Annotated in this window: 12 protein-coding genes; 3 read left to right on the forward strand and 9 right to left on the reverse strand. The window is 70.3% G+C overall.

Annotated features, from left to right (window positions below):
• Positions 1-29: 29 nt before the first annotated feature.
• The 8 genes from ACYU7G_RS13400 to ACYU7G_RS13435 form a co-directional block, all read right to left on the reverse strand.
• Positions 30-890, reverse strand: a complete 861-nt coding sequence (locus tag ACYU7G_RS13400) for a DNA-formamidopyrimidine glycosylase family protein (RefSeq protein WP_461108627.1) — start codon at positions 888-890, stop codon at positions 30-32.
• Positions 883-5,475, reverse strand: a complete 4,593-nt coding sequence (locus ACYU7G_RS13405; RefSeq protein WP_461108629.1) for an ATP-dependent helicase — start codon at positions 5,473-5,475, stop codon at positions 883-885. Before ACYU7G_RS13405 ends, ACYU7G_RS13400 begins: the two co-directional genes overlap by 8 nt.
• Positions 5,476-5,506: 31 nt before the next feature.
• The gene (locus ACYU7G_RS13410; RefSeq protein WP_461108631.1) at positions 5,507-6,106 is read right to left on the reverse strand and encodes an anti-sigma factor; all 600 of its coding nucleotides are present in this window, start codon (positions 6,104-6,106) and stop codon (positions 5,507-5,509) included.
• Positions 6,093-6,653, reverse strand: coding sequence for an RNA polymerase sigma factor (locus tag ACYU7G_RS13415; RefSeq protein WP_461108633.1), 561 nt, complete (start codon positions 6,651-6,653; stop codon positions 6,093-6,095). The genes ACYU7G_RS13410 and ACYU7G_RS13415 overlap by 14 nt, the downstream gene beginning before the upstream one ends.
• Before the next feature lie 25 nt (positions 6,654-6,678).
• The gene (locus tag ACYU7G_RS13420) at positions 6,679-7,485 is read right to left on the reverse strand and encodes a DUF4397 domain-containing protein (RefSeq protein ID WP_461108634.1); all 807 of its coding nucleotides are present in this window, start codon (positions 7,483-7,485) and stop codon (positions 6,679-6,681) included.
• A 175-nt stretch (positions 7,486-7,660) separates the two neighbouring features.
• Positions 7,661-9,109, reverse strand: a complete 1,449-nt coding sequence (gene gndA / locus ACYU7G_RS13425; RefSeq protein ID WP_461108636.1) for an NADP-dependent phosphogluconate dehydrogenase — start codon at positions 9,107-9,109, stop codon at positions 7,661-7,663.
• Between the two features lie 126 nt (positions 9,110-9,235).
• Entirely contained in the window at positions 9,236-10,489 is a 1,254-nt protein-coding gene (locus ACYU7G_RS13430) for an MFS transporter (RefSeq protein ID WP_461108638.1), read from the reverse strand.
• Complete coding sequence (locus ACYU7G_RS13435) at positions 10,486-11,172, reverse strand: ArsR/SmtB family transcription factor (protein WP_461108640.1); 687 nt, start codon at positions 11,170-11,172, stop codon at positions 10,486-10,488. The genes ACYU7G_RS13430 and ACYU7G_RS13435 overlap by 4 nt, the downstream gene beginning before the upstream one ends.
• Positions 11,173-11,368: 196 nt before the next feature.
• On the opposite strand from ACYU7G_RS13435, the gene ACYU7G_RS13440 reads away from it, so the two are divergent.
• From ACYU7G_RS13440 to ACYU7G_RS13450, 3 genes are all read left to right on the forward strand, one after another.
• The gene (locus ACYU7G_RS13440) at positions 11,369-12,721 is read left to right on the forward strand and encodes an ABC transporter substrate-binding protein (protein WP_461109593.1); all 1,353 of its coding nucleotides are present in this window, start codon (positions 11,369-11,371) and stop codon (positions 12,719-12,721) included.
• A 71-nt stretch (positions 12,722-12,792) separates the two neighbouring features.
• Complete coding sequence (locus ACYU7G_RS13445) at positions 12,793-13,752, forward strand: carbohydrate ABC transporter permease (protein WP_461108642.1); 960 nt, start codon at positions 12,793-12,795, stop codon at positions 13,750-13,752.
• A 1-nt stretch (position 13,753) separates the two neighbouring features.
• Entirely contained in the window at positions 13,754-14,665 is a 912-nt protein-coding gene (locus ACYU7G_RS13450; protein WP_461108644.1) for a carbohydrate ABC transporter permease, read from the forward strand.
• A gap of 285 nt (positions 14,666-14,950) precedes the next feature.
• On the opposite strand, the gene ACYU7G_RS13455 is transcribed toward ACYU7G_RS13450, so the two are convergent.
• Positions 14,951-19,648, reverse strand: a complete 4,698-nt coding sequence (locus tag ACYU7G_RS13455) for a beta-galactosidase (RefSeq protein ID WP_461109595.1) — start codon at positions 19,646-19,648, stop codon at positions 14,951-14,953.
• Positions 19,649-19,819 lie beyond the last annotated feature (171 nt).

The following is a 19,819-nucleotide window of genomic DNA, read 5'->3' on the forward strand; positions in this document are numbered from 1 at the left end:
GCTGTGGATAACTATTTTCAGGAGTTTCGTCATGGCGTCGGCTGGCAGGTGGGGCACCACCAGGTGGCGCGCTGCTGGTCCACCTTCGGGTCCGCGACGCTGTTCGCGCCCCCGAGGAGGCCCTGACGGATCGTGGTGCCGCAGCGGTGGCAGGGGAGTCGGGTGCGGCTGTGCACCCACGTGTTGGCGCCGCGGCGTTCGTCGCCGGTGAAGACCCGCACCGGACGGTCGGCGTTGAACTTGAGCAGCCGGGCCGCCAGGTCCACCACCTCGCCGGGGTCCCGGGCGGCGACGTCCGCACCAGGGTGGACTCCCAGCAGGAAACAGGTCTCCGCCCGGTAGATGGTGCCGAGCCCGGCCAGCACGCGCTGGTCCAGCAGGGCCTCGCCGATGGTGGTGTCCCGCTGCGCCACCAGCCTGCGGACGGCCTCGTCGCGTCCGGAGGTGGACCAGCGTCCGGGGGAGTCCCAGTCCGGTCCCAGGGGGTCTGGGCCGAGGTGGGAGGTGCGGGCGGCGTACTGCTCGGCGGGCCACAGTTCCACCAGACCCAGCTGGTGGCCCACGAGCTCCACCTCGCGGGCCGGGTCCGGGGAGCCCTCCACGCGCACCACCAGCCTGGCGGTGTGCGCCGGCTGACCCCAGCGTGTCCCCACCGGGTGGACGCGCCAGTTGCCCTCCATCTTCAGGTGGGTGTGCAGGATGTCGCTGCCGGCGGGGGTGGCCAGCTCCCAGAACAAGTGCTTGCCCCACGGCCACACCCTTCGGATTACGGCGCCGGTGGCGTCTGTGGTGGCCAGTGCCGGGGTGCGCGCGTCCCAGGCGGTGACCCGTCGCCCGGTCAGCGGCGCGAGGCGTCGGGACAGTTGGTGGACCGAATCGCCCTCAGGCACGGTGAGCCTCGAACGAGACCCCGCGCGGTGTGATCCTCGCCCCGGCCCGGAGGAGGGCCTCGACGTCTGCGCCCACGCCGGCCCGCTCGCCGTCGATCTCCTCCACCCGGATGCGCGCCATCCGACGTTCGTCCACGGCCTGCTGCAGCGCCTGCCCCACCAGGGACACGCGGGTGGCGCGGTCCGGGCCACCGTCAGTCCCGTCGAAGATGGTCAGGTTGCGGCCACCGCGGGTCAGGTGCGCCAGGCAGAGCCCGTCGGCCAGCACCACCACTGCCCCCACCGCGCGGGAGGGGCGTGCCGTGGGATGCGCCGGCCACGCGACGACGCTGCCGTACGGGTTGGCGGGGTCCAGGGCGGACATCACCACGGGCGACGGACTGGTGGCGCCCGACGGCCACTGGGTCTCGTCCGGGCTGTCGGCGAACCCGCGGACGTGGTCGATGGTGGCCGACGTAGCGAACTGTGACCCGCCCAGCCCTTCCACTACGTAGCCGCGCACCACCTTCCCGGCCCGCTCCAGCTCGGCCAGCACCCGGTAGGCCGCGGCGAAACCGCCCTCGTTGTCCTCGGCGACGACCGCGCCGCGAGTGATCACGCCGTGGCGCTCCAGCCAGGCCGAGACGCGCGCGATGGCCTGCTGGGCGGCCGCGGGCTCCGGGTCGGTCACCCGGTACCAGCGCCCCGCCACCGCCGGTGGCGCTCCGTCGGCGCTGGGGCGGCCCAGCAGTGCCCGGCCGGGCCGGGGGAGTCGGGCCCGGGAACGTGGATTGGCCCGCGGGCTCTTGTGGCCAGCCCGGCCGGGCCCGCCTATCCGGGCCCGGACCGGAGCCATCGAAGTCGGCGCCACCAGCCCGGCCTCGGCGGCGCGCCACCAGGTCTCCACCAGTTCGGGCGTGCTGACGAGGGAGTCGCTGCCGTCGCGGCCCGAACGGACCTGTGTGAACAGTCCGCCCGCGGCGGCGACCTCGTCCGCCAACTCCTGCAGCGCCGGGTCGGTTGGCGGTGCCGGGGCGAGGAGGTCCAGGTCTGCGGTCGGGACCAGGGCCACCAGCGGGTCCTCCGGGCCGAGGCTGCCGCGCACCCGGACCAGCACCTCGCCCTCGGCCACCAGGGTGTCCAGGTGGGCCGGTGAGTAGTCGCGGAGCCGGGCCGGGAGCACCTGGGTCTCCCACGCGCTGGCCGGCAGGGCTGCCGCCCCCAGGCGTTGCAGCGCCACGAGCACCTCGTCGGGGCTGGAGAGGGGGCGTTCGTCGATCCCGTGCCACGACGAGAGGAAGCGCGCCAGCCCGGTGGTGGAGACCGGCTGGATCTGCGCCCTGGCCGCGTTCAGGCAGCGGCTGCGGATCCGGCGCAGCACGTCCGGGTCGGAGTACTCGGGCTCGCTGCGGCCCGGGGTGAAGTGGCCCTTGACCAGGCGCTTCGCGGCCAGCTCGCGCTCGAGCACGAGTTCCGCCGTCGCGTTGCCGAGCTGGAACGCCGCCGCCACCTGCGCCGTCGTGAACGGGGCATGGGTGCGGGCGTATCGCAGCACCAGTTGGGTGAGGGGGTCGCGGCCCGGATCCGTGCCCGATTCGGGCGCGCCCGGGGGCAGGGGGATCCCGAGGGCGTCCCGCAGCAGTGTCAGGTCCGCGGCGGCGGCAAGGTGTGGCTGCCCGGCCAGCTGGACCTGGAACACGCGTCCCGTCAGGGCGGCGAGGGCGTCGTCCAGGCCTTCGGCGAGTTCGGCGGTGAGGCGTGTCCGCAGCCCCGCGAGCGGGACGGGCCCCAGGAGGCGGGGCAGGTCTGCCAACTCCTCCGGGTTGCGCGCGTGGCGCTGGGGCGAGGTGTGCTGGAGTTCGGCCTCCACCTCCTCGATGACGTCCAGGTCCAGCAGTTCCCGCAGGTCCACGGTGCCGAGCACGGCGGCCAGGAGTGCGGGGTCAATGGAGAGGGTGGCCGCGCGCCGCTCGGCCAGCGGGGTGTCGCCGGCGTACATGAACTCGCCGGTGTAGCGGAACAGCATGGTGGCGGCGAAGGGGCTGGGGGTGGAGGTGGTGACCTCCACGACGCGGACGGCGCCGCGCTGCAGGCCGCGCAGCAACTCTGTCAGGCCGGGCAGGTCGTAGACGTCCTGCAGCACCTCCCGGACCGTCTCGATGATGATGGGGAACCTGGGGTGGTGCCTGGCCACCTCCAGCAGCTGGCTGGCGCGCTGTCGCTGCTGCCACAGGGGGCTGCGGCGGCCGGGGTTGCGCTGCGGCAGCAGGAGGGCGCGGGCCGCGCACTCGCGGAACCGGGCGGCGAACAGGGCGGTGCTGCCCACCTCGGTGGTGACCACGTCGGCGATCTCGTCGGGGTCCACCAGCAGGTGGTCGATTACGTTCTCCGCCGCCTCGCTGTCCGGCAGGCGCCAGATGATGGCGTCGTCGGAGGCGGTGGGGACCACCTCGATCCCGGTGGCCGCCTGCAGGGACGCGCCGATGGCCAGCGCCCAGGGCGCCAGCACCGCCCGGCCCAGTGGGCTGTGCAGGACGAAGCGCCAGTCGCCCACCTCGTCGCGGAACCTCTCCACCAGCACCGTGGTGTCGTCGGGGACCTGGCCGGTGGCCTCCCGCTGTTCGGCCAGGTAACTGCGGATGTTATCCCGGACGTTAGGTTCCAGTTCGGGACGCTCGAGCCGATCGGGGCGCCGCAGCACCTCGCGATGGAACCTTCCGATCTGGCGTCCCAGCTCGGCGGGCCGCGACTCCTGCTCCCCGTGCCAGAACGGCAGCCGACCGGTGTGCCCCGGGGCGGGTACCACCAGCACCTGGTCCCGCGTGATCTCCACGATGCGCCACGACGAGGCGCCGAGGGCGAACACGTCGCCCACCCGGGACTCGTAGACCATCTCCTCGTCCAGCTCACCGACCCGTCGGCCGGGCCCCTCCTCGCCGGCGAGGAACACCCCGAACAGGCCGCGGTCCGGGATGGTGCCGCCGGAGGTGACGGCCAGGCGCAACGCCCCCGGGCGGGCGTGCAGGAACCCGGCGTCCTGCACCAGGCGGGCCCGCAGGTCCCCGAAGTCTGCGCTGGGGTAGGCCCCGGTGAGCAGCTCCACCACCGACTCGTACAGGGACCGGTCCAGACCCGCGTACGGCATGGCGCGGCGGACGGCGTCGTACCAGGCGTCCACCTCCAGGCCCGCCTCGCCCGCGGCGACGGCGGCGGCCACCGTCTGCTGCGCCAGCACGTCCAGCGGCGAGCGCGGGATGTGGACCTCCTCGATCTCGCCCCGCAGCATCCGCTCCGTGACCACCGCGGCCGGCACCAGGTCCCCGCGGAACAGGGGATGGACCGTCCCGCGCGAGACGGCGCCGACGTCGTGGCCGGCCCGCCCGATCCGCTGCAGGGCGCTGGCCACCGACGGCGCGGCCGAGACCTGGATCACCCGGTCCACCGCGCCCATGTCGATGCCCAGTTCCAGCGACGAGGTGGCCACCACACACTTCAGCTCGCCCGACTTCAGCGCCGCCTCGATCTCCGCACGCGCCTCCTTGCTGACCGATCCGTGGTGCGCTCGGGCGATCACGGCGGGGGCCGCGCCCACCTCGTCGGAGGCGGCCATCACCTGCGCCGGAGGGCGGCGGGCCGGGGCGGCGAGGGAGTCCGGGTCGTGCTGCTCGGCCCAGATCTCGTTCAGCCGGGCGGTGAGCCGCTCGGCGGTGCGCCGCGAGTTCGTGAAGACCAGCGTGGAGCGTCCCGCCATGACGGCCTCGTAGACGTCGGCCTCGACGTGCGGCCACAGTGACTCGGTGGTCTCCGGCGGGGCGTCCAGCAGCGGGTCGAGGGGTTCGGGCACCGTGCCCGGGGGTGGGCCGGGCTGCGTGATGTCCTCGACGCTCAACCGCACGGAGACGTCCCAGCGCTTCTCCGCCGGGGGAGCCACCACCTCCACCGGGCGGTCCCCACCCAGGAAGGCCGCGACCGCGTCGATCGGACGGACGGTTGCCGACAGCGCAATCCGCTGGACGTCGCGGCCCGTCAGCGCGTCCAGACGCTCCAGGGTGAGTGCCAGGTGGGAACCCCGCTTGGTGCCTGCCATGGCGTGGATCTCGTCGATGATGACCGTCCGGACGTCGGTCAGGGTGGAGCGGGCGCTGGAGGTGAGCATCAGGTACAGGGACTCGGGTGTGGTGATCAGGATGTCGGGCGGGCGCCGAACCAGCGCGGCCCGTTCCCGCGGCGTCGTGTCCCCGGAGCGCACCCCCACGGTGACCTGCGGCACCTCCAGCGACAGACGCTCCGCCGTGCGCCCGATTCCCACGAGTGGGGCTCGCAGGTTGCGCTCCACGTCCACCCCGAGTGCCTTCAGGGGAGAGAGGTAGACCACGCGGGTGCCGGTGCCCGGTGGCTTCGGACTGCTGGACAACTGGTCCAGCGCATGGAAGAAGGCGGCCAGCGTCTTGCCGGAGCCGGTGGGGGCCACGACCAGGGCGTTGCGGCCCTGCGCGATGGCTTCCCAGGCTGCTGCCTGCACCGGGGTGGGGGAGCTGAAGACGTCGGCGAACCAGGCGCGTGCCGGCGCGGAGAACCGGGTCAGCGCAGCTTCGGTGCCTGTCATGTGGACATTGTGCCAGTGCCGGCGGACAGTCCTAGGTGAGTTGGCCGCGGACGATCGTGTCCCCGGAATGGCGTGGCTCATCGTCGAACTGCTCCCGCGAGAGGTCGACGACCAGGTAGCCGGCTTCCACCAGCGCGGAGTCGACCAAGAAGCTGCCACTGGTCCCGGGAGCGAACACGCCGACTGAAATCATGCGTGCCCCGTCGACGTTGATCAGCCAGGCCTCGACGTATCCGCCGGGGTTCTCCAGTCCCTCGGGAACCTCGACTCGCAGGACGTGGCGGGCGCCGTCGCGGAGGAGCTCGGCGGTTCCCCACTGGTCGTCGGGGTCCTCCAAGGGGGTGAGGACGGCGCTGCGGACGAACTCGTCGTCCTGGTCTGGCCGGTCCGGGATGAGCCCGACGGTGACTCCGCCCAGAACTGCACCGGCAAGCAGCCCGCCGGCCCCCAGCAACCATGCCCTGCGTCCCAGGCCGGGGGCAGCGGGAGCAGCAGCGGATCCGATGCCGGTGGCGGCCACGATCGCCTCCCAGGTTCCGGGGGATGGAACCGATCGCACCGGCTCGGCGGCAGCGGCGCGGCGCAACCGCTCCGCCACGGCTTCCAGGGGCAACTCCTCATCGGGGGTCATGGTCCACCTCCTCGAAGATCGCACGGAGCCTCTCGAGACCGCGACGGACGTGGCTCTTCACCGTGCCAAGGGGGAGCGAGAGCGCGCGGGCGATCTCGTCGTGGGTGCGGTCCTCCAGGTAGGCCATCCGCAGGATCTGTCCCCTGGGGTCACCCAGCGCGGCCAGGGCGTCCCGCACGACCACCGCATCGATCACGGCGTCGAGTCCGGTGGCGGGAGCCTCCAGGATCTCCGCCGCGGCGGTGGCTTTGCGCTGGCCCCGGCTGCGTGCCCGCAGCGCATCGATGACCTTCAGACGACAGATGCCGATGAGCCACGCAGGCAGGGCCTCGTCGCTGGCCCGCAGGGATGCGCGGGAGTTCCAGGCCGAGATGAAGACCTGCTGCGTGACGTCATCGGCGTCCGTGGTCGAGTTGAGGGAGGCCCGGGCGATGGTGTGGACCAGCCCGGACCACCTCTGGAACGCCTCGCGCAGGGCCGCCGCGTCGCCGGCGGCGAGGCGGGAGGCCAGCACACCTATCGGTGTGGCGGGGGCGTCAAGGGTCACAGGGTCAAGTGTGTCAGACCAACCCTCAGATGTTCGAGTGCTGACGTGCCGTCCGACCGAGGGCGATGCCGACGGTGGCGGTGGCGAGCACGACACTGCCGAGTGCGATCGCGATGGGGAGGCTGGAGGACGGCCCCTGCGCCCCCGTGCTGGGCAGGCCGGCGTGGGCCTGCAGGGACACCTGCTGGACTGCCAGGGCGAGGCTCTCGTCCTCGAGCGAGCCCCATGCGTAGACGATGGAGTTCGTGTTGTCTGCGAGGGTGAGGTCCGCCGGGCCGAGGACCACCGTGTCGGTGCCGGCGGCCACGACGTCGGCGGAGACTGTCGCCGGTGCCAGGTCCAGGGACGCCTCGTCGGGGTTCGCGAGGCCGGGAACCACAACGGCACCGCCGGCCCGGACGTCCACCGCCGGTGCGGCTGCGACGTGGCGGACGGTGAGCCGGGCCCCTTCCTGGGAGGCATCGGTGTCGTTGACGAACGGCGTCAGGACCGGGTTCCCCTCGGTGTCGAGATGGGCCACCACGGTGAGGTTCGCGTCGGCGGGGACGTTCACGTCGTTCGCCTCGATCACCGCCTCGCCGTCGGCTCCGGCCCCGGCAGCCACCACCTTGAGGTCGTAGGTGCCTGCGGGCAGCTGCTGCGGGTCGGTCAGGGTGCCGGGCTCGAAGTTGGTGAGCAGGGCAGCACCGTTGGCGTACACGTCGACGGTGGCACCGGGCACCCCGTGCAGGATGGAAACGGTGGCGGTGTCGTCGGCGTGCGCCGGGGAGATCGAACCCGCGGTGGCCACGAGGGCGAGGGATCCGGCGACGAGGATGCGGCTGAGCTTCATGGTCTTGCCTTTCGGTCTTCCGGGGGCTGGTTTGCCCCACACCCAGTACTTCGTCGGTTGGGATGGGTTCGGATGCACCTTAGACAAACTTTCGACAAACTTTCTCCGCCGACGATGCAACAGCCCGCTGACAAGGTCCTTCGTCAGCGGGCTGGTGCTTGGTGGATCGTGTTGGTCAGTGCGTGTCCTCTGCGGCGACCTCGGCGCCGTCGGTGCTCCAGTTGGTGTGGAAGGTGCCCTCCGCGTCGACGCGACGGTAGGTGTGGGCGCCGAAGTAGTCACGCAGGCCCTGGGTCAGGGAGGCGTTCAGGCGCGGTGCGCGCGCCTGGTCGTAGTGCGCCAGCGCGGCGCTGAACCCGGGGACCGGCACGCCTGCTCGCACGGCGGTGGCGACAACCTCGCGCCAACCGTCCTGCGCCGCGGCGAGGTCGGCTGCCACGGAGGGGGCCTCGAGCAGGGTCACCAGGTTGCCCGCGGCGTACTCGGAGCGGATGCGCTCGAGCAGCTTGGCGCGGATGATGCAGCCGGCGCGCCAGATCTTGGCGACCTCGGCGACGTTGATGTCCCAGCCGTACTCGACGCCGGCCTGGCGGATCTCGTCCAGGCCCTGGGCGTAGGCGACCACCTTGCTGGCCCACAGCGCCTGGCGGATGGCCTCGATGAAGGCGTCACGGTCCTCCACCTGGAAGGTGCCGTCGGGGCCGGAGAGGGCCTTCTGTGAAGCGGCGCGGAGGTCGGGGTGCGAGGACACGGCGCGGGCGAAGACGGACTCGGCGATGGTGTTGACCGGGGTGCCCAGGTCCAGGGCGGACTGCACGGTCCAGGTGCCGGTGCCCTTCATGCCCGCGGCGTCGACGATGACGTCGACCAGCGGCTTGCCCGTCTTCTCGTCCACCTTGCGCAGCACCTCGGAGGTGATCTCGATCAGGTAGGAGTCCAGATCACCGGTGTTCCAGGTGGCGAAGACGTCGGCCATCTCGGTGTGGGACAGGCCGAGGGCCTTGAGGAGGACGTAGGCCTCGCCGATGAACTGCATGTCGGCGTACTCGATGCCGTTGTGCACCATCTTCACGAAGTGGCCGGCGCCGTCGGTGCCGATGTAGGTGGCGCAGGGCTCGCCGTCGACCTTGGCGGAGATCTTCTCCAGGATGGGGCCGAGGGCCTCGTAGGACTCGGGGGAGCCGCCGGGCATGATGGACGGACCCTCGAGGGCGCCCACCTCGCCGCCGGAGATGCCGGCGCCGACGAAGTGGAGGCCGATGCCGCGGAGCTTCTCCTCGCGGCGGCGGGTGTCCTGGAACTGGGCGTTGCCGCCGTCGACGACGATGTCGCCCTCCTCCAGCAGCGGGATGAGGGAGTCGATGGTGGCGTCGGTGCCGCGGCCGGCCTTCACCATGATGATGATGCGGCGCGGGCGCTCGAGGGACGCGACGAAGTCGGCGAGCTCGGCGGACGGGCGGAAGTCACCCTCGTGGCCGTGCTCCGCGATGACGGCGTCGGTCTTGCTCGTGGTGCGGTTGTAGACGGCGACCGCGTAACCGTTGCGGGCCAGGTTGCGTGCGAGGTTGGACCCCATCACCGCCATCCCGATGACTCCGACGTTCGCGAGGGACTGGTTGCTCATGTTCGCCTTTCGACAATGAAGAATTCCTGGGCAGCAGCCTATCCCGGCGGCGGTGTCCCCGACCCGTACGTGCACTGAGTTGCACGCCGGCCTCAGGCAGGCCGAACTGGTGTATGGCAGGGGTGCTCAGGGCGTGCCCTCCTGCCCCTCACCGAGGCGGAGGTTGCGGAGGCGTCGCTGTGCCAGCGGCCAGAGCATGAGCAGCGCCATCGTGGACCCGAACACCACCAGCGCCAGGCCCACCGACGTCGCGCCGGCGAACGCGCCGAAGCCCACCATCGCCACCGGCATCAGCACGTCGTCGCCGAGCCGCTGGATGGAGACCATGCGGCCGAAGTAGGCGCCGTCGACGGTGGCGGCGAAGACCGAGCCCAGCAGCGTCGAGGCCACCCCGGCGGTGACACCGACGACGAAGCACGCCGTCTCCGCAGCCCAGAAGCTCCCGACGCCCAGCACGGGGATGGCTGCTCCCTGGACCACCAGGAAGCAGAACCCGATGCGGGCGGGGAAGCGGGCCCGCCACTTGAGCATCGAGAGGGCGCCGACGGCGGCACCCAGACCCACCGTCGCCTCCAGGATGCCGACGGCCTGGGCGCCCCAACCCCGCTCCAGCGCGAGCAGGGGCAGGCCGAGGCCGAGGGCGGGTCCGACGAACAGGTTGAGGCCCAGCAGGGACAGCACGAGGGTGCGGGTGTGCGGGGTGCGGCGCAGGTGCCCGAAGCCACGGGCGACGCTGCGGAGCACGGGCTCGCGCTCGGCCCGCGCCAAGGGGAACCGAGGCTTGAGTGCCAGTGCGATGAAGGCGATCACCACCACGAAGGTGATGGCGTCGACCGTGGCCGCGCCCTGGAGTCCCCAGTGGGCCACGAGGAATCCACCCACGGCGGCGCCGCCCATGGTTCCGAGCCGGGTGGCGGTCTGGGACAGGCCGCTGTAGGCGGGCAGGTCCTCGGGCCGGACCAGTTGGCGTCCGATCGTGGAACCGGCGGGCTCGTGGATCGCATCGGTGATCCCGAAGGCGATCGCAGCCACCAGCAGCAGCGGGATGGAGGGACCCGAGCTGAACACCCAGACGGCCGTGGTGACTAGTGCGACGACGCGGGCCAGATTGGCCGCCACCATGATCCGGCGTGCGTCGTAGCGGTCAGCGACCACGCCGCCCAGGAGCAGGATGACCGCCCTCGGAATGGTCCCGGCCGCGACGATGACGCCGGCGGTGGCGGGTTCGGCCAACTGCACGGCGGTCCAGGCGAGCGCGATGGTCCAGATTGCGTCCCCGGCGTCGGAGAGCGCCTTCAGGACCACCCAGGCGTGGGCCAGGCGGTCGCGTCGGAACGGTGGGGGAGCAGTGCGCCCCAGCGGCTTGGTGGGTGCGGTCACGGGCGGGTCGGGAAGCCGTGGACGAACACGAACACCGGGCGGCGCTCCTGGCCGTCGGTGCGGTCGATGCCGACGAGCCACTCGCGCGTCGTGGCCAGCAGTCGCTCCTGCAGGTCCGCCAGCTCGGCAGGCGTGGCGACGGCGGTGGAGTCCGAGCTGAACGCGGCCCGGCGCCATTCGGCCGGGGTGCTCTCGGACTCGCGCTTCCAGGCGGTCAGCTTGCGGAGTTGGTGCTCCACGTTGAGCTTCTCGATGGCCTTCGCCTCGAGGCGTTCGGCGGGTCGGTCTGCGAAGTCGTCGACGGACCACGAGATACGGGTGTCACGGTTGCGCCACCAACTGGTGCGGCCGTCGGTGGCCAGTTCGGGGACCCGCTCGACGACGCCCGACTTCTCGAGCATGCGCAGGTGGTGGCTGATGCTGCCCACCTGCGCCCCGAGCTCGCGCGCAAGGGTGGTCACGCGGCTGGGGCCCCGGAGGTCCAGGAACTCGATGATGCGCCGGCGGGTGGGGTGGTGCACCGCACGGAGGGTCTCGATGGCGGTCATGGAAGCGACGGTAGGCGAGCACGGGAAGGTCCACAAGGGCTCTTGTACATCTTCCTCTGGGGGCCGGTGGCGGGGGAGTTCGCGCGCCGGCGAGCTTCTGCGGGCGAGCTGGGAGCCGCCCAAATGTGTTACCAATGGGCAGTACGGCTGCGGGAACGCACCTAGTCACAGCTCATTGCGATTACACTTTGGTAACAACTTCGCTGAAAGTGAACAAAATGGGCGCTCAGTCCCAGAAACATCGGACGTCAGACGTTAGGCTCGCACCCAGAACGGCTCCGTTCCAACGTAGACACCGGAGGATTTAATGTCTGTTAACCCCAAGCGCATCGTGTCGCTGGTCGGCCTGCTCTCGGCCGCAGCGCTCGGTCTGACCGCATGTGGTGGCACCACCACGCCCGAGACCACCGCCGACTCCACCGCCGACGCCGGGGAGACCACCGCCGCCGAGACCACCGGTGCCGAGGAGACCGCCGGCTCGGGCGAGGTCGTCGAGCTCGAGTACATCCACCGCCTGCCCGACGGTGAGGGCATGACCCTCGTCGCCGACATCGCAGCCCGCTGGAACGCCGAGAACCCGAACATCCAGGTCAGCACCACCAAGTTCGACGGCCAGGCACAGGACCTGATCGTCAAGCTGGAGACCGACATCAAGGCCAACAACGCCGCCTGCCTCGCTCAGGTCGGCTACGCCGAGGTGCCGGAGCTGTTCGTCAAGGGCATGCTCGAGGACGTCACCGAGATCGCAGCGCAGTACGAGGGCAACTTCGGTGGTGCCTTCGGCCAGATGAGCGTCGGTGGCGTCACCGTCGGCCTCCCGCAGGACTCCGGACCGCTGATCTACATCTACAACGAGGCCGCCTTCGCCGAGCTCGGGATCGAGGTGCCCACCAACCTCGACGAGTTCACCAGCGCTGCCGCCACCGCTGCCGCCGCCGGCAAGTACATCGCCTCCTTCACCCCCGACGAGGCCCAGTACTGGTTGTCCGCCCAGGCCGCCTCCGCCGGCGCCATCTGGTTCTCCGCCGAGAACGACCAGTGGGCCGTCAACGCTGATTCCCCCGAGTCCGCCGTCGTCGCCGACTTCTGGCAGAACCTGCTCGACAACGGGTCCGTGGCCACCTACGACCGCTGGGCCGAGTCCTTCAACAAGGCACTCGTCGACGGTGAGCTCGTCGGCCACATCGCCGCTGCCTGGGAGGTCGGCTTCGTGCTCGACCCGCTGGACGGCACCGACGCCGAGGGCCAGTGGCGCGTCGCCCAGCTGCCCGACTTCGGTGCAGGTGAGGTGACCGGGCCCGACGGTGGCTCCGGTGTCGCGGTGATGAAGGGTTGTGAGCACCCGGCCGAGGCCATGGAGTTCAACAACTGGTTCAACACCCAGGTTGACGACCTCGCCTCCCAGGGGCTCGTGCCGACCGCTCTGGAGCAGGCCGAGAACCCCGAGAAGTGGACCCGCCAGTTCGGCGGACAGGACGTCATGGCCGAGCTCGTCGAGGCCAACTCCCGCCTGAACGCCGACTTCAACTACATCCCGGGCTTCTCCACGCTCGGCCCGGTCATGTCCGGCAAGGCCGCTGAGGTGGTCGCCGGCTCCGCGAAGGTGGCTGACATCTTCACCGCCGCGCAGGAGACCGCCGTCGCCACGCTGAAGGACGCCGGGCTGCCCGTCGCCGAAGGCTGATGAGTCCACGCCGGGCCCGAGACCACTCCACCGTCTCGGGCCCGGCTTCCCTTCGTAGTTGAGGAGTTCCCATGTCGGCTGCCGCTGACGCCAAACCCGCCACCCAGCCCGCGAAGCGCCGACGCTTCAGCCCACAGGCCAAGCACCAGGCCTTGACCGGGTGGGCGTTCGCCCTCCCGTTCTTCCTGTTGTTCTGCCTGGTCTTTATCGGCCCGATCGTCGTCTCCATCCGCAACGGCTTCTTCAAGATGCAGGCCGGCGGTGGCGGGCTCTACGGCGGCGGCGAACAGGTCGAGGTGTTCGCGGGGTTCGAGAACTTCATCGTTGCGGGTTCCAACCCAGCCTTCTGGTCGGGCATGGGACGCGTCGTCGTCTTCGGGCTCTTCCAGATCCCGGTGATGATCCTCGCGGCGCTGTTCCTGGCATTGCTGCTGGACTCGTTCCTGGTCCGCCGCCCCGGCACCTGGAGGCTGACGTTCTTCCTCCCATACGCCATTCCCGGCCTGATCGCAGCCATCATGTGGGGCTACCTCTACATTCCCGAGGTCTCGCCGTTCGCTGACTACCTGCCCAACATCGGGCCCTTCCCGTTCTTCCTCTCGCCCGAGGTGATGCTGGCGTCCATGGCCAACATGACCACGTGGACGTTCACCGGCTACAACATGCTGATCTTCCTCGCCGCGCTGCAGGCCATCCCCGGCGAGCTGTACGAGGCCGCCCGCATCGACGGCGCCACCGGTTGGAAGATCACCACCAAGATCAAGATCCCGATGGTGCGCGGCGCGGCGCTGCTGGCGGTGCTGCTGTCCATCATCGGCACCATCCAGCTGTTCAACGAGCCCACCGTGATGCGCAGCATCGCGTCGTGGATGGGCGCCGACTACACGCCGATGATGATGGCCTACAACACGATGATGGGCTCGATCTCGCCAAGTGGCGCAGGTCCGGCGTCGGCCATCTCCATCCTGATGGCGCTGATCGCAGGCGTGCTAGCCGTGATCTACGCCCTCCTGCAGAAGAAGGCGGACTGAAATGGCAAAGCCCCGCACCTTGGTCACACCCGACGGCATCGAGTACCGTCCCTCCATCGAGGGCCAGCCGCCGCGTTCCATCGCCCCCAGCCGCACCGCTCGGGGCTTCACCATCCTGCTGCTCGTGCTGGTGGCCGCCTACTTCATCCTTCCGATCGTGTGGATGGTGTTCGCCTCCTCGAAGTCCAACTCGGACCTGCTGAACACCTTCGGCTTCTGGTTCGGCGACATCGACTGGTCCACCAACTGGGGTTCGCTGATGAGCTGGACCCAGAACCTGTTCCCGCGCTGGGTGCTCAACTCGCTGTTCTACTCGACGGTTGCCGCAACCGTAGGCACCCTCGTGTCCGTGGCGTGCGGGTACGCAATGGCGAAGTTCAACTTCCCGGGGCGACGCCTCATGTTCGGCATGATCATGGGCGGTCTGCTGATGCCGATCGCGCTGCTGACGGTGCCCCTCTACGTGCTGTTCCACTCCATGGGGCTGGTGGACACCGTCTGGGCCATCCTGATCCCGTCGATGGTCAGCCCCTTCGGTGTCTTCCTCGGCAACGTCTACGCCCACTCCTCGGTGCCCACCGAACTGCTCGAGGCCGCCCGCATCGACGGCGCCGGCGAGTTCCGGATCTTCTTCACCATGGTGGCCCGTCTGCTGGCACCCGCGATGGTGACGATCTTCCTGTTCATCTTCGTCGCCACCTGGAACAACTTCCTGCTGCCGCTGATGATGATCTCCTCCGCCGAGTTGAAGCCCGTCACGCTCGGGTTGTACGGGATGATGAGCTACTTCGCGCCTGACAAGGGCGCCGTCATGCTCGGTGCTCTCCTGGGCGTCATCCCGCTGATCCTGATGTTCCTGTTCCTGCAGCGTTACTGGCAGTCCGGTCTCGCCGCCGGCGCTGTCAAGGGCTGAGCGCCCCGCGCCAACCACGACGAGGCCCCACGTCCACGCCGGACGTGGGGCCTCGTCGTCGTTCCTACTGCAACAGTGTCGCGTCGGCGGCCGGGGGTAGCCGGCTTGCGCAACAGCGTCGCGCCGGGGGCGGGCGGGGCGTCCCGTTCGCAAGGGTCTTGCGTTGGGGTTGGTAGACCGCCCCGTTCGTAAGTGGCTTGCGTTGGGGTTGGCGACAGGGCCCGGAATGCGAGTGGCGCCGGGCCCCGGAACGGGACCCGGCGCCACTCGCCGGTCAGGGTGCGCTCAGCGGAACAGCACCATGTTGTTGAACACGAAGTCCTGCGTCACCGCGTAGCTCCAGGAGCCGTTCGCGTTCTGCGTCGACTTCACGAAGCTCGTGAGGATGTAGGAGCGGCAGCCGTTCTTGCCGGTGGTGGCCGTGTCGCACTCGGTGTACCACTTGCGGCCGTCCTCGGCCGTCCAGGCCCCCGTGTAGCCCAGCGGGTTGTTGGCCCACGCGGCGCGGGGGGAGGGCAGGTAGGTGAGGTTGTTGAACACCCAGCCGGTGGTCTTGACGAACTGCCCGTCCTCATAGGTCACCTGGGTGGCCCAGATGTCCGTGGTGCAGCGCTGGGTGATCGAGTACGGCTCGCACTCGGTGTACCAGGACCGCCCGTTGACCCGGTGGAAGCCGGGCGTGGTGTACAGGTTCACCGGCTCGGCTGTCACCGTGACGGTGGGCTGCGGGGCGGGCGGCGTCGTCGTCGGGGTGCCCGTGGGCTCCTCGGTCGGCTCACCGGTGGGTCCCTCGGTGGGCTCCTCCGTGGGTTCGCCCGTGGGCTCCTCGGTGGGTTCGCCCGTGGGCTCCTCCGTCGGCTCCGAGGTGGAGCCCTCCCCGACGACCACCTCGGCCGCGGCGCTGGTGGCCAGCGCCTGCCCGCTCACGACGTCGACCAGCACGGCCTGCACGGTGTGGGTGCCCTCGCTGGAGAGTTCCCGGGAGGCCTCGCCGAACTCGGGCTCGCCGCCCGGTGCGGACCAGAGGTAGCGCAGTTCGACGTCGGCGCCCTCGGCGATCACCGGAAGCGCGCCGGCGCTGCCGCTGGCGGTGACGACGTCACCCTCGGAGGCCTCGGTGACGTCCACCTCGACCGAGACCGACGGCGCCACGAACCCGGGCGCCTCGGTGGCGGCGAAGTCCGCGGGGGTGCCGGTGGTGCTGTGCACGGGCACCAGGCGGATGTCCTGCGGGCCCATGCCGGTGGACTTGGCGGCCACGGACACGGCGATCTCGTTGTGGCCCCGCGGGTCCAGGAACCCGGCCGGGATGGTGAACGCCTTCTGCGGGCCGATGTCACCGATGTGGGTACCGATCAGCCAGCCGTTGACGTACAGGTCCACCTGCGAGCCGTCGGTGCGGCCCGCGTCGAACCTGCTCGATTCGATCTCCAAGTGCCAGACGGTGTCCTGGCCCTCGGGGACGTCGAGGTCCGCGCTGGCGCGGTACCAGGTCACGCCGGGCTCGGAGGCCTCGAGGGTGGCTGCCTCGGCCCAGTCGCTGTCCGGGTAGCCGGGCAGGTACCAGCCGGCACGCTCGCCGTAGAGGCCACCGCGGTTGTAGAGGCCACGCACCGGGTCGGCGGCGTCGGCCTCGGTGTACTGGGCGCCCTGGATCTTCCAGGAGACCGGCCCTGAGGCGGCCAGGTTGGCCTCGTAGAGGCCGCGGTTCTGGCGGGAGAGACCGTCGTCGCTCCAGTCCAGGTTGTGGCCGAGGTTGTGCACCAGCACGGCCACCACGACGTCCTCACCCGCGGTCACGGCGCCGGCGGGTGCCGGCACGGAGACGGTGCCGCCCGAGGCGGGACGGGCGCCGGCGTAGAGGCCGTTGACCCAGACCTGCAGGAACGCGGGGTTCTTCCCGTGGCCGGGGACACCGGAACCGCCGTTGCCGCGGAACGTGAGGGTGGGGTTGGAGGTGGCGGCCGTGTAGGACGCGCGGTACCAGACCGAGCCCTCGAAGAAGCCGTACCGGTTGGAGTCCAGCACGACGCCGTTGCTGCCCGGACCCTGGTAGCGGTTCAGGGCGTTGGTGGCGTTGGCGACGGTCCAGTCGGAGTCGTCGTAGTCCACTGCGGACTCGGGGTTCTCCGAGGCCATCACCCACTGCAGTTCCGGCTCGGCGACGGCCTCGGGGCCGGGTGCCGCACCGGTGAGGGTCTCGCCGTTCCACGTCCACGACGTGATGCCGGCGGGGAGCGTGACGGCCAGTTCGCCGCCCTCGGCCATGGAGCCGGTGATGTGGGCGGTGGTGCCCTCGAAGGTCACGGTGCGGGCCAGGTAGGCGCCGTCGACCACCACCGAGAGGTTGCCGGTACCGGCCTCGTCGACGCCCTCGATCTGCCACACGTCGGCGGCGTGGTCGCGGTCCAGCAGGCGCAGCACGGTGGTCTGGTCGCCGTCGGTGACGGTGACGTCGACGGGCTCACCGTGGGTGTAGTTGAGGCGCAGCTGGCCGGTCTCGGCGTCGTAGCTGGAGGTCACGCCGTCGGGGGTGCCGACGTTGTGCTCGGCATCGACCGCGAGGACCGTCTCGCCGGGGTCACCGGGGTGGCCCACCAGGGTCTGGAGCACGCCGTCGGCGGTGGTCAGCGGGGCCCCGAACAGCTGCGAGGTGGTGTAGTAGACGCCCTGGGTGCCGATGTTGAAATCGGCGGCCAGTGCGATGGCGTCGCGGCCGTGCAGGTGGAGCTTGGTGCCCTCCTGCTGCGGGATGCGGGCCCAGGCGACGGCGTCGCTGGGGACCTCCGGCTCCTCCGCCTCGGGTGCGGTGGGGTAGACCTTGACCGCGTCGAGGGACAGGAAAGCGCCGCGGCTGTCCTGGGCGCCGGGGAAGAAGTCCCCGGTGCGCTCCACGCGGACGGTGTGGGTGCCGGGCTCGAGGTCCATCTTCTCGAAGATCACCTGCTGGGGCACCGCGTTGCTGGTGACCTCTTCCTCGGTGAGGCCCACCTCGACGTCGTCGACGAACACGCGGCCGGGGCCGTGGTTGCTGGAGTGGGCGGCGATCAGCTGGAAGCCGACCCCTTCGAAGGTGAACTCGAACCAGGCGCCGGACTGGTTGGAGAACGTCTCGTCGCCGTTGATGTCACCGGCGGTCCAGTTCTGGCCGGTGGCGTACTCCCAGTGGCCGTCGCTGTAGGTGATGAACTCCGTGTCGTCGTCGTTGACCAGGATGCCGCCGTCGCCGGTGCCGCCCAGCACGTTGAGGGCGTCGATGGCGACGGTGGTGCCGCCGGAGGTGCTCTCCGGGGCGGCCTCGCCCGCGACGGTGATGGTGACGGTGTGCTGGCCGGGGGCCAGGCCCGTGACGGAGCGGACCACCGACTGGGTGGGGGCGTTCTGGTCCGTGTAGTACCAGGAGGTGAACTCCTCGGCCTCGCCGCCGTCGACGGAGATCGTCGCCATACCGTAGCTGGTGCCCTGCGGGGCGATCACCTCGAGGCCGGTGCCGTTGAAGGAGTAGGTCACCGAGTCACCCGCGGTGCTGCTGCTGGTGAGGCTGCCCTCGTGGGCGCTCACGTCGTCGGTCTGCGTCCAGTCTCCGGTGAAGGTGAGCGCGGGGGAGCGGTCGTCGTCGGAGAACTGGGAGCCCTGTGAGGCCTCGCCCGCATCCAGCACCAGCGGGATGGTGAAGCTGGTCTCGGTGGTGTTGTTCGAGTCCGCCAGGCGGGCGCCGATGAAGCGGGCGCCGTTGCCGGTCACGGAGTTCTCGAGGTCCTCGATGGCTTGGCGCTGGTAGACCTTCACCGGGGCACCGGTGTGCTCGTTGACGGCGGGCTCGGCGACCGGATCCATCGTCAGCAGCTCGGGCAGGGCGTCCTGGAAGTAGCCGAGTTCCTTCTGGGTGGCGAGCTTCGGGGTGATCACCCGGTCCTCGTCGAGGGCCGCGCCGTAGTCGTAGGAGGTGAAGCCCGAGGCGGGGGCGCCGGAGTAGCCCCAGTTCGTGCCGCCGATGATCATGTAGTAGTTGAACGCGGTGACGCCGTTGCCGAAGTTGCCGACGCCCCACTGGCGGGTGAAGGCCGGGTCCGTGAACTCGGCGCAGCGCTCGGGGGTGAAGTTGGCGCCCCACGGGGTGAAGGCGCCGCCCTGGGCCTCGGTGACGAAGTTCGGGCTGTCCGGTGCGATGTTGCGGAACGCGGCCTCCGACTCCTGGATCTGGTTGCGGCCGGCGCTGCAGTTGAAGCCGAGCGGGTAGCGGTCGTAGGCGTAGTAGTCGAGGCCGAGGTTCTCTGAGTCGCTGAAGCGGCCGCCCATGCCGTAGTCGTTGTGGAACAGCGGCACGGTGATGCCGTCAGCCTTGACCTGTTCCGCGAGCTCCTTCAGGAAGGCGCGACGGTTGGCGTCGTCGGTGATCAGCTCGTTCTCCACCTGGTACATGATGATCGAGCCGCCGCCGTCGGTGAGCTGGTGCTCCTTGGCGATCTGGTTGAAGGCGTGCAGCCACTCCTTCGACGGTTCCAGCACCGACGGGTCGGTGGAGCGCAGCGACCATGCGCTCTTGTTCACCATGTAGCCGGGCAGTCCGCCCATTGAGACCTCGGCGTTGATGTAGGGGCCGGGGCGGGCGATGACGTAGAGGCCCTCCTCGGCGGCCATCGTCAGCAGCCGGTCGAGGTCGTGCGGGGCGCTGAAGTCGAACTCGCCGCCCTCCTCGCTCTGGTGCATGCCCCAGAAGAAGTACAGCGAGACGGCGTTGTAGCCGGAGGCGCGCAGCTTCTGCAGCACGTCGCGCCAGCCGTCCTCGGACGGGACGCGCCAGTGGTGGAGCTCACCGGACCAGATCTGCAGCCGCTCGCCGTCGACCATGAAGGAGTTCTTGTCCCAGGTGACCTCGTGTGGCTGGCCGTCGTTGCCGGGGAAGGTGACCTTGTTGCCTTGGTGCGCCTCGGGGTCCACCGCGCGGGCGGTGGGGGAGGCGACGAATCCGACGACGGCCATGGCCAGGACGGTGACCAGCACCGCCAGTCTGGACAGGAGTGACTTGTGCACGCTGGGAGCCCTTTCCTCGCGTCTTTGCAGAGTTGTGGAAGTGAGTCTCGCAAGGGGCGGGGAGCCTCGGCAAGCAGTGCGGCAGGTTCGCTCACTGCCAGTGGTCAGACCTCGTGGACT

The sequence above is a fragment of the Tessaracoccus terricola genome, assembly GCF_054776555.1.

Excerpts from the sequence above, each read along its gene's own strand:
- ACYU7G_RS13405 (WP_461108629.1), bottom strand. The coding sequence starts at position 5,475 with ATGACAGGCACCGAAGCTGCGCTGACCCGGTTCTCCGCGCCGGCACGC.
- ACYU7G_RS13410 (WP_461108631.1), bottom strand. The coding sequence starts at position 6,106 with ATGACCCCCGATGAGGAGTTGCCCCTGGAAGCCGTGGCGGAGCGGTTG.
- ACYU7G_RS13420 (WP_461108634.1), bottom strand. The coding sequence starts at position 7,485 with ATGAAGCTCAGCCGCATCCTCGTCGCCGGATCCCTCGCCCTCGTGGCC.
- gndA (WP_461108636.1), bottom strand. The coding sequence starts at position 9,109 with ATGAGCAACCAGTCCCTCGCGAACGTCGGAGTCATCGGGATGGCGGTG.
- ACYU7G_RS13445 (WP_461108642.1), top strand. The coding sequence starts at position 12,793 with ATGTCGGCTGCCGCTGACGCCAAACCCGCCACCCAGCCCGCGAAGCGC.
- ACYU7G_RS13450 (WP_461108644.1), top strand. The coding sequence starts at position 13,754 with ATGGCAAAGCCCCGCACCTTGGTCACACCCGACGGCATCGAGTACCGT.
- ACYU7G_RS13455 (WP_461109595.1), bottom strand. The coding sequence starts at position 19,648 with ATGGCCGTCGTCGGATTCGTCGCCTCCCCCACCGCCCGCGCGGTGGAC.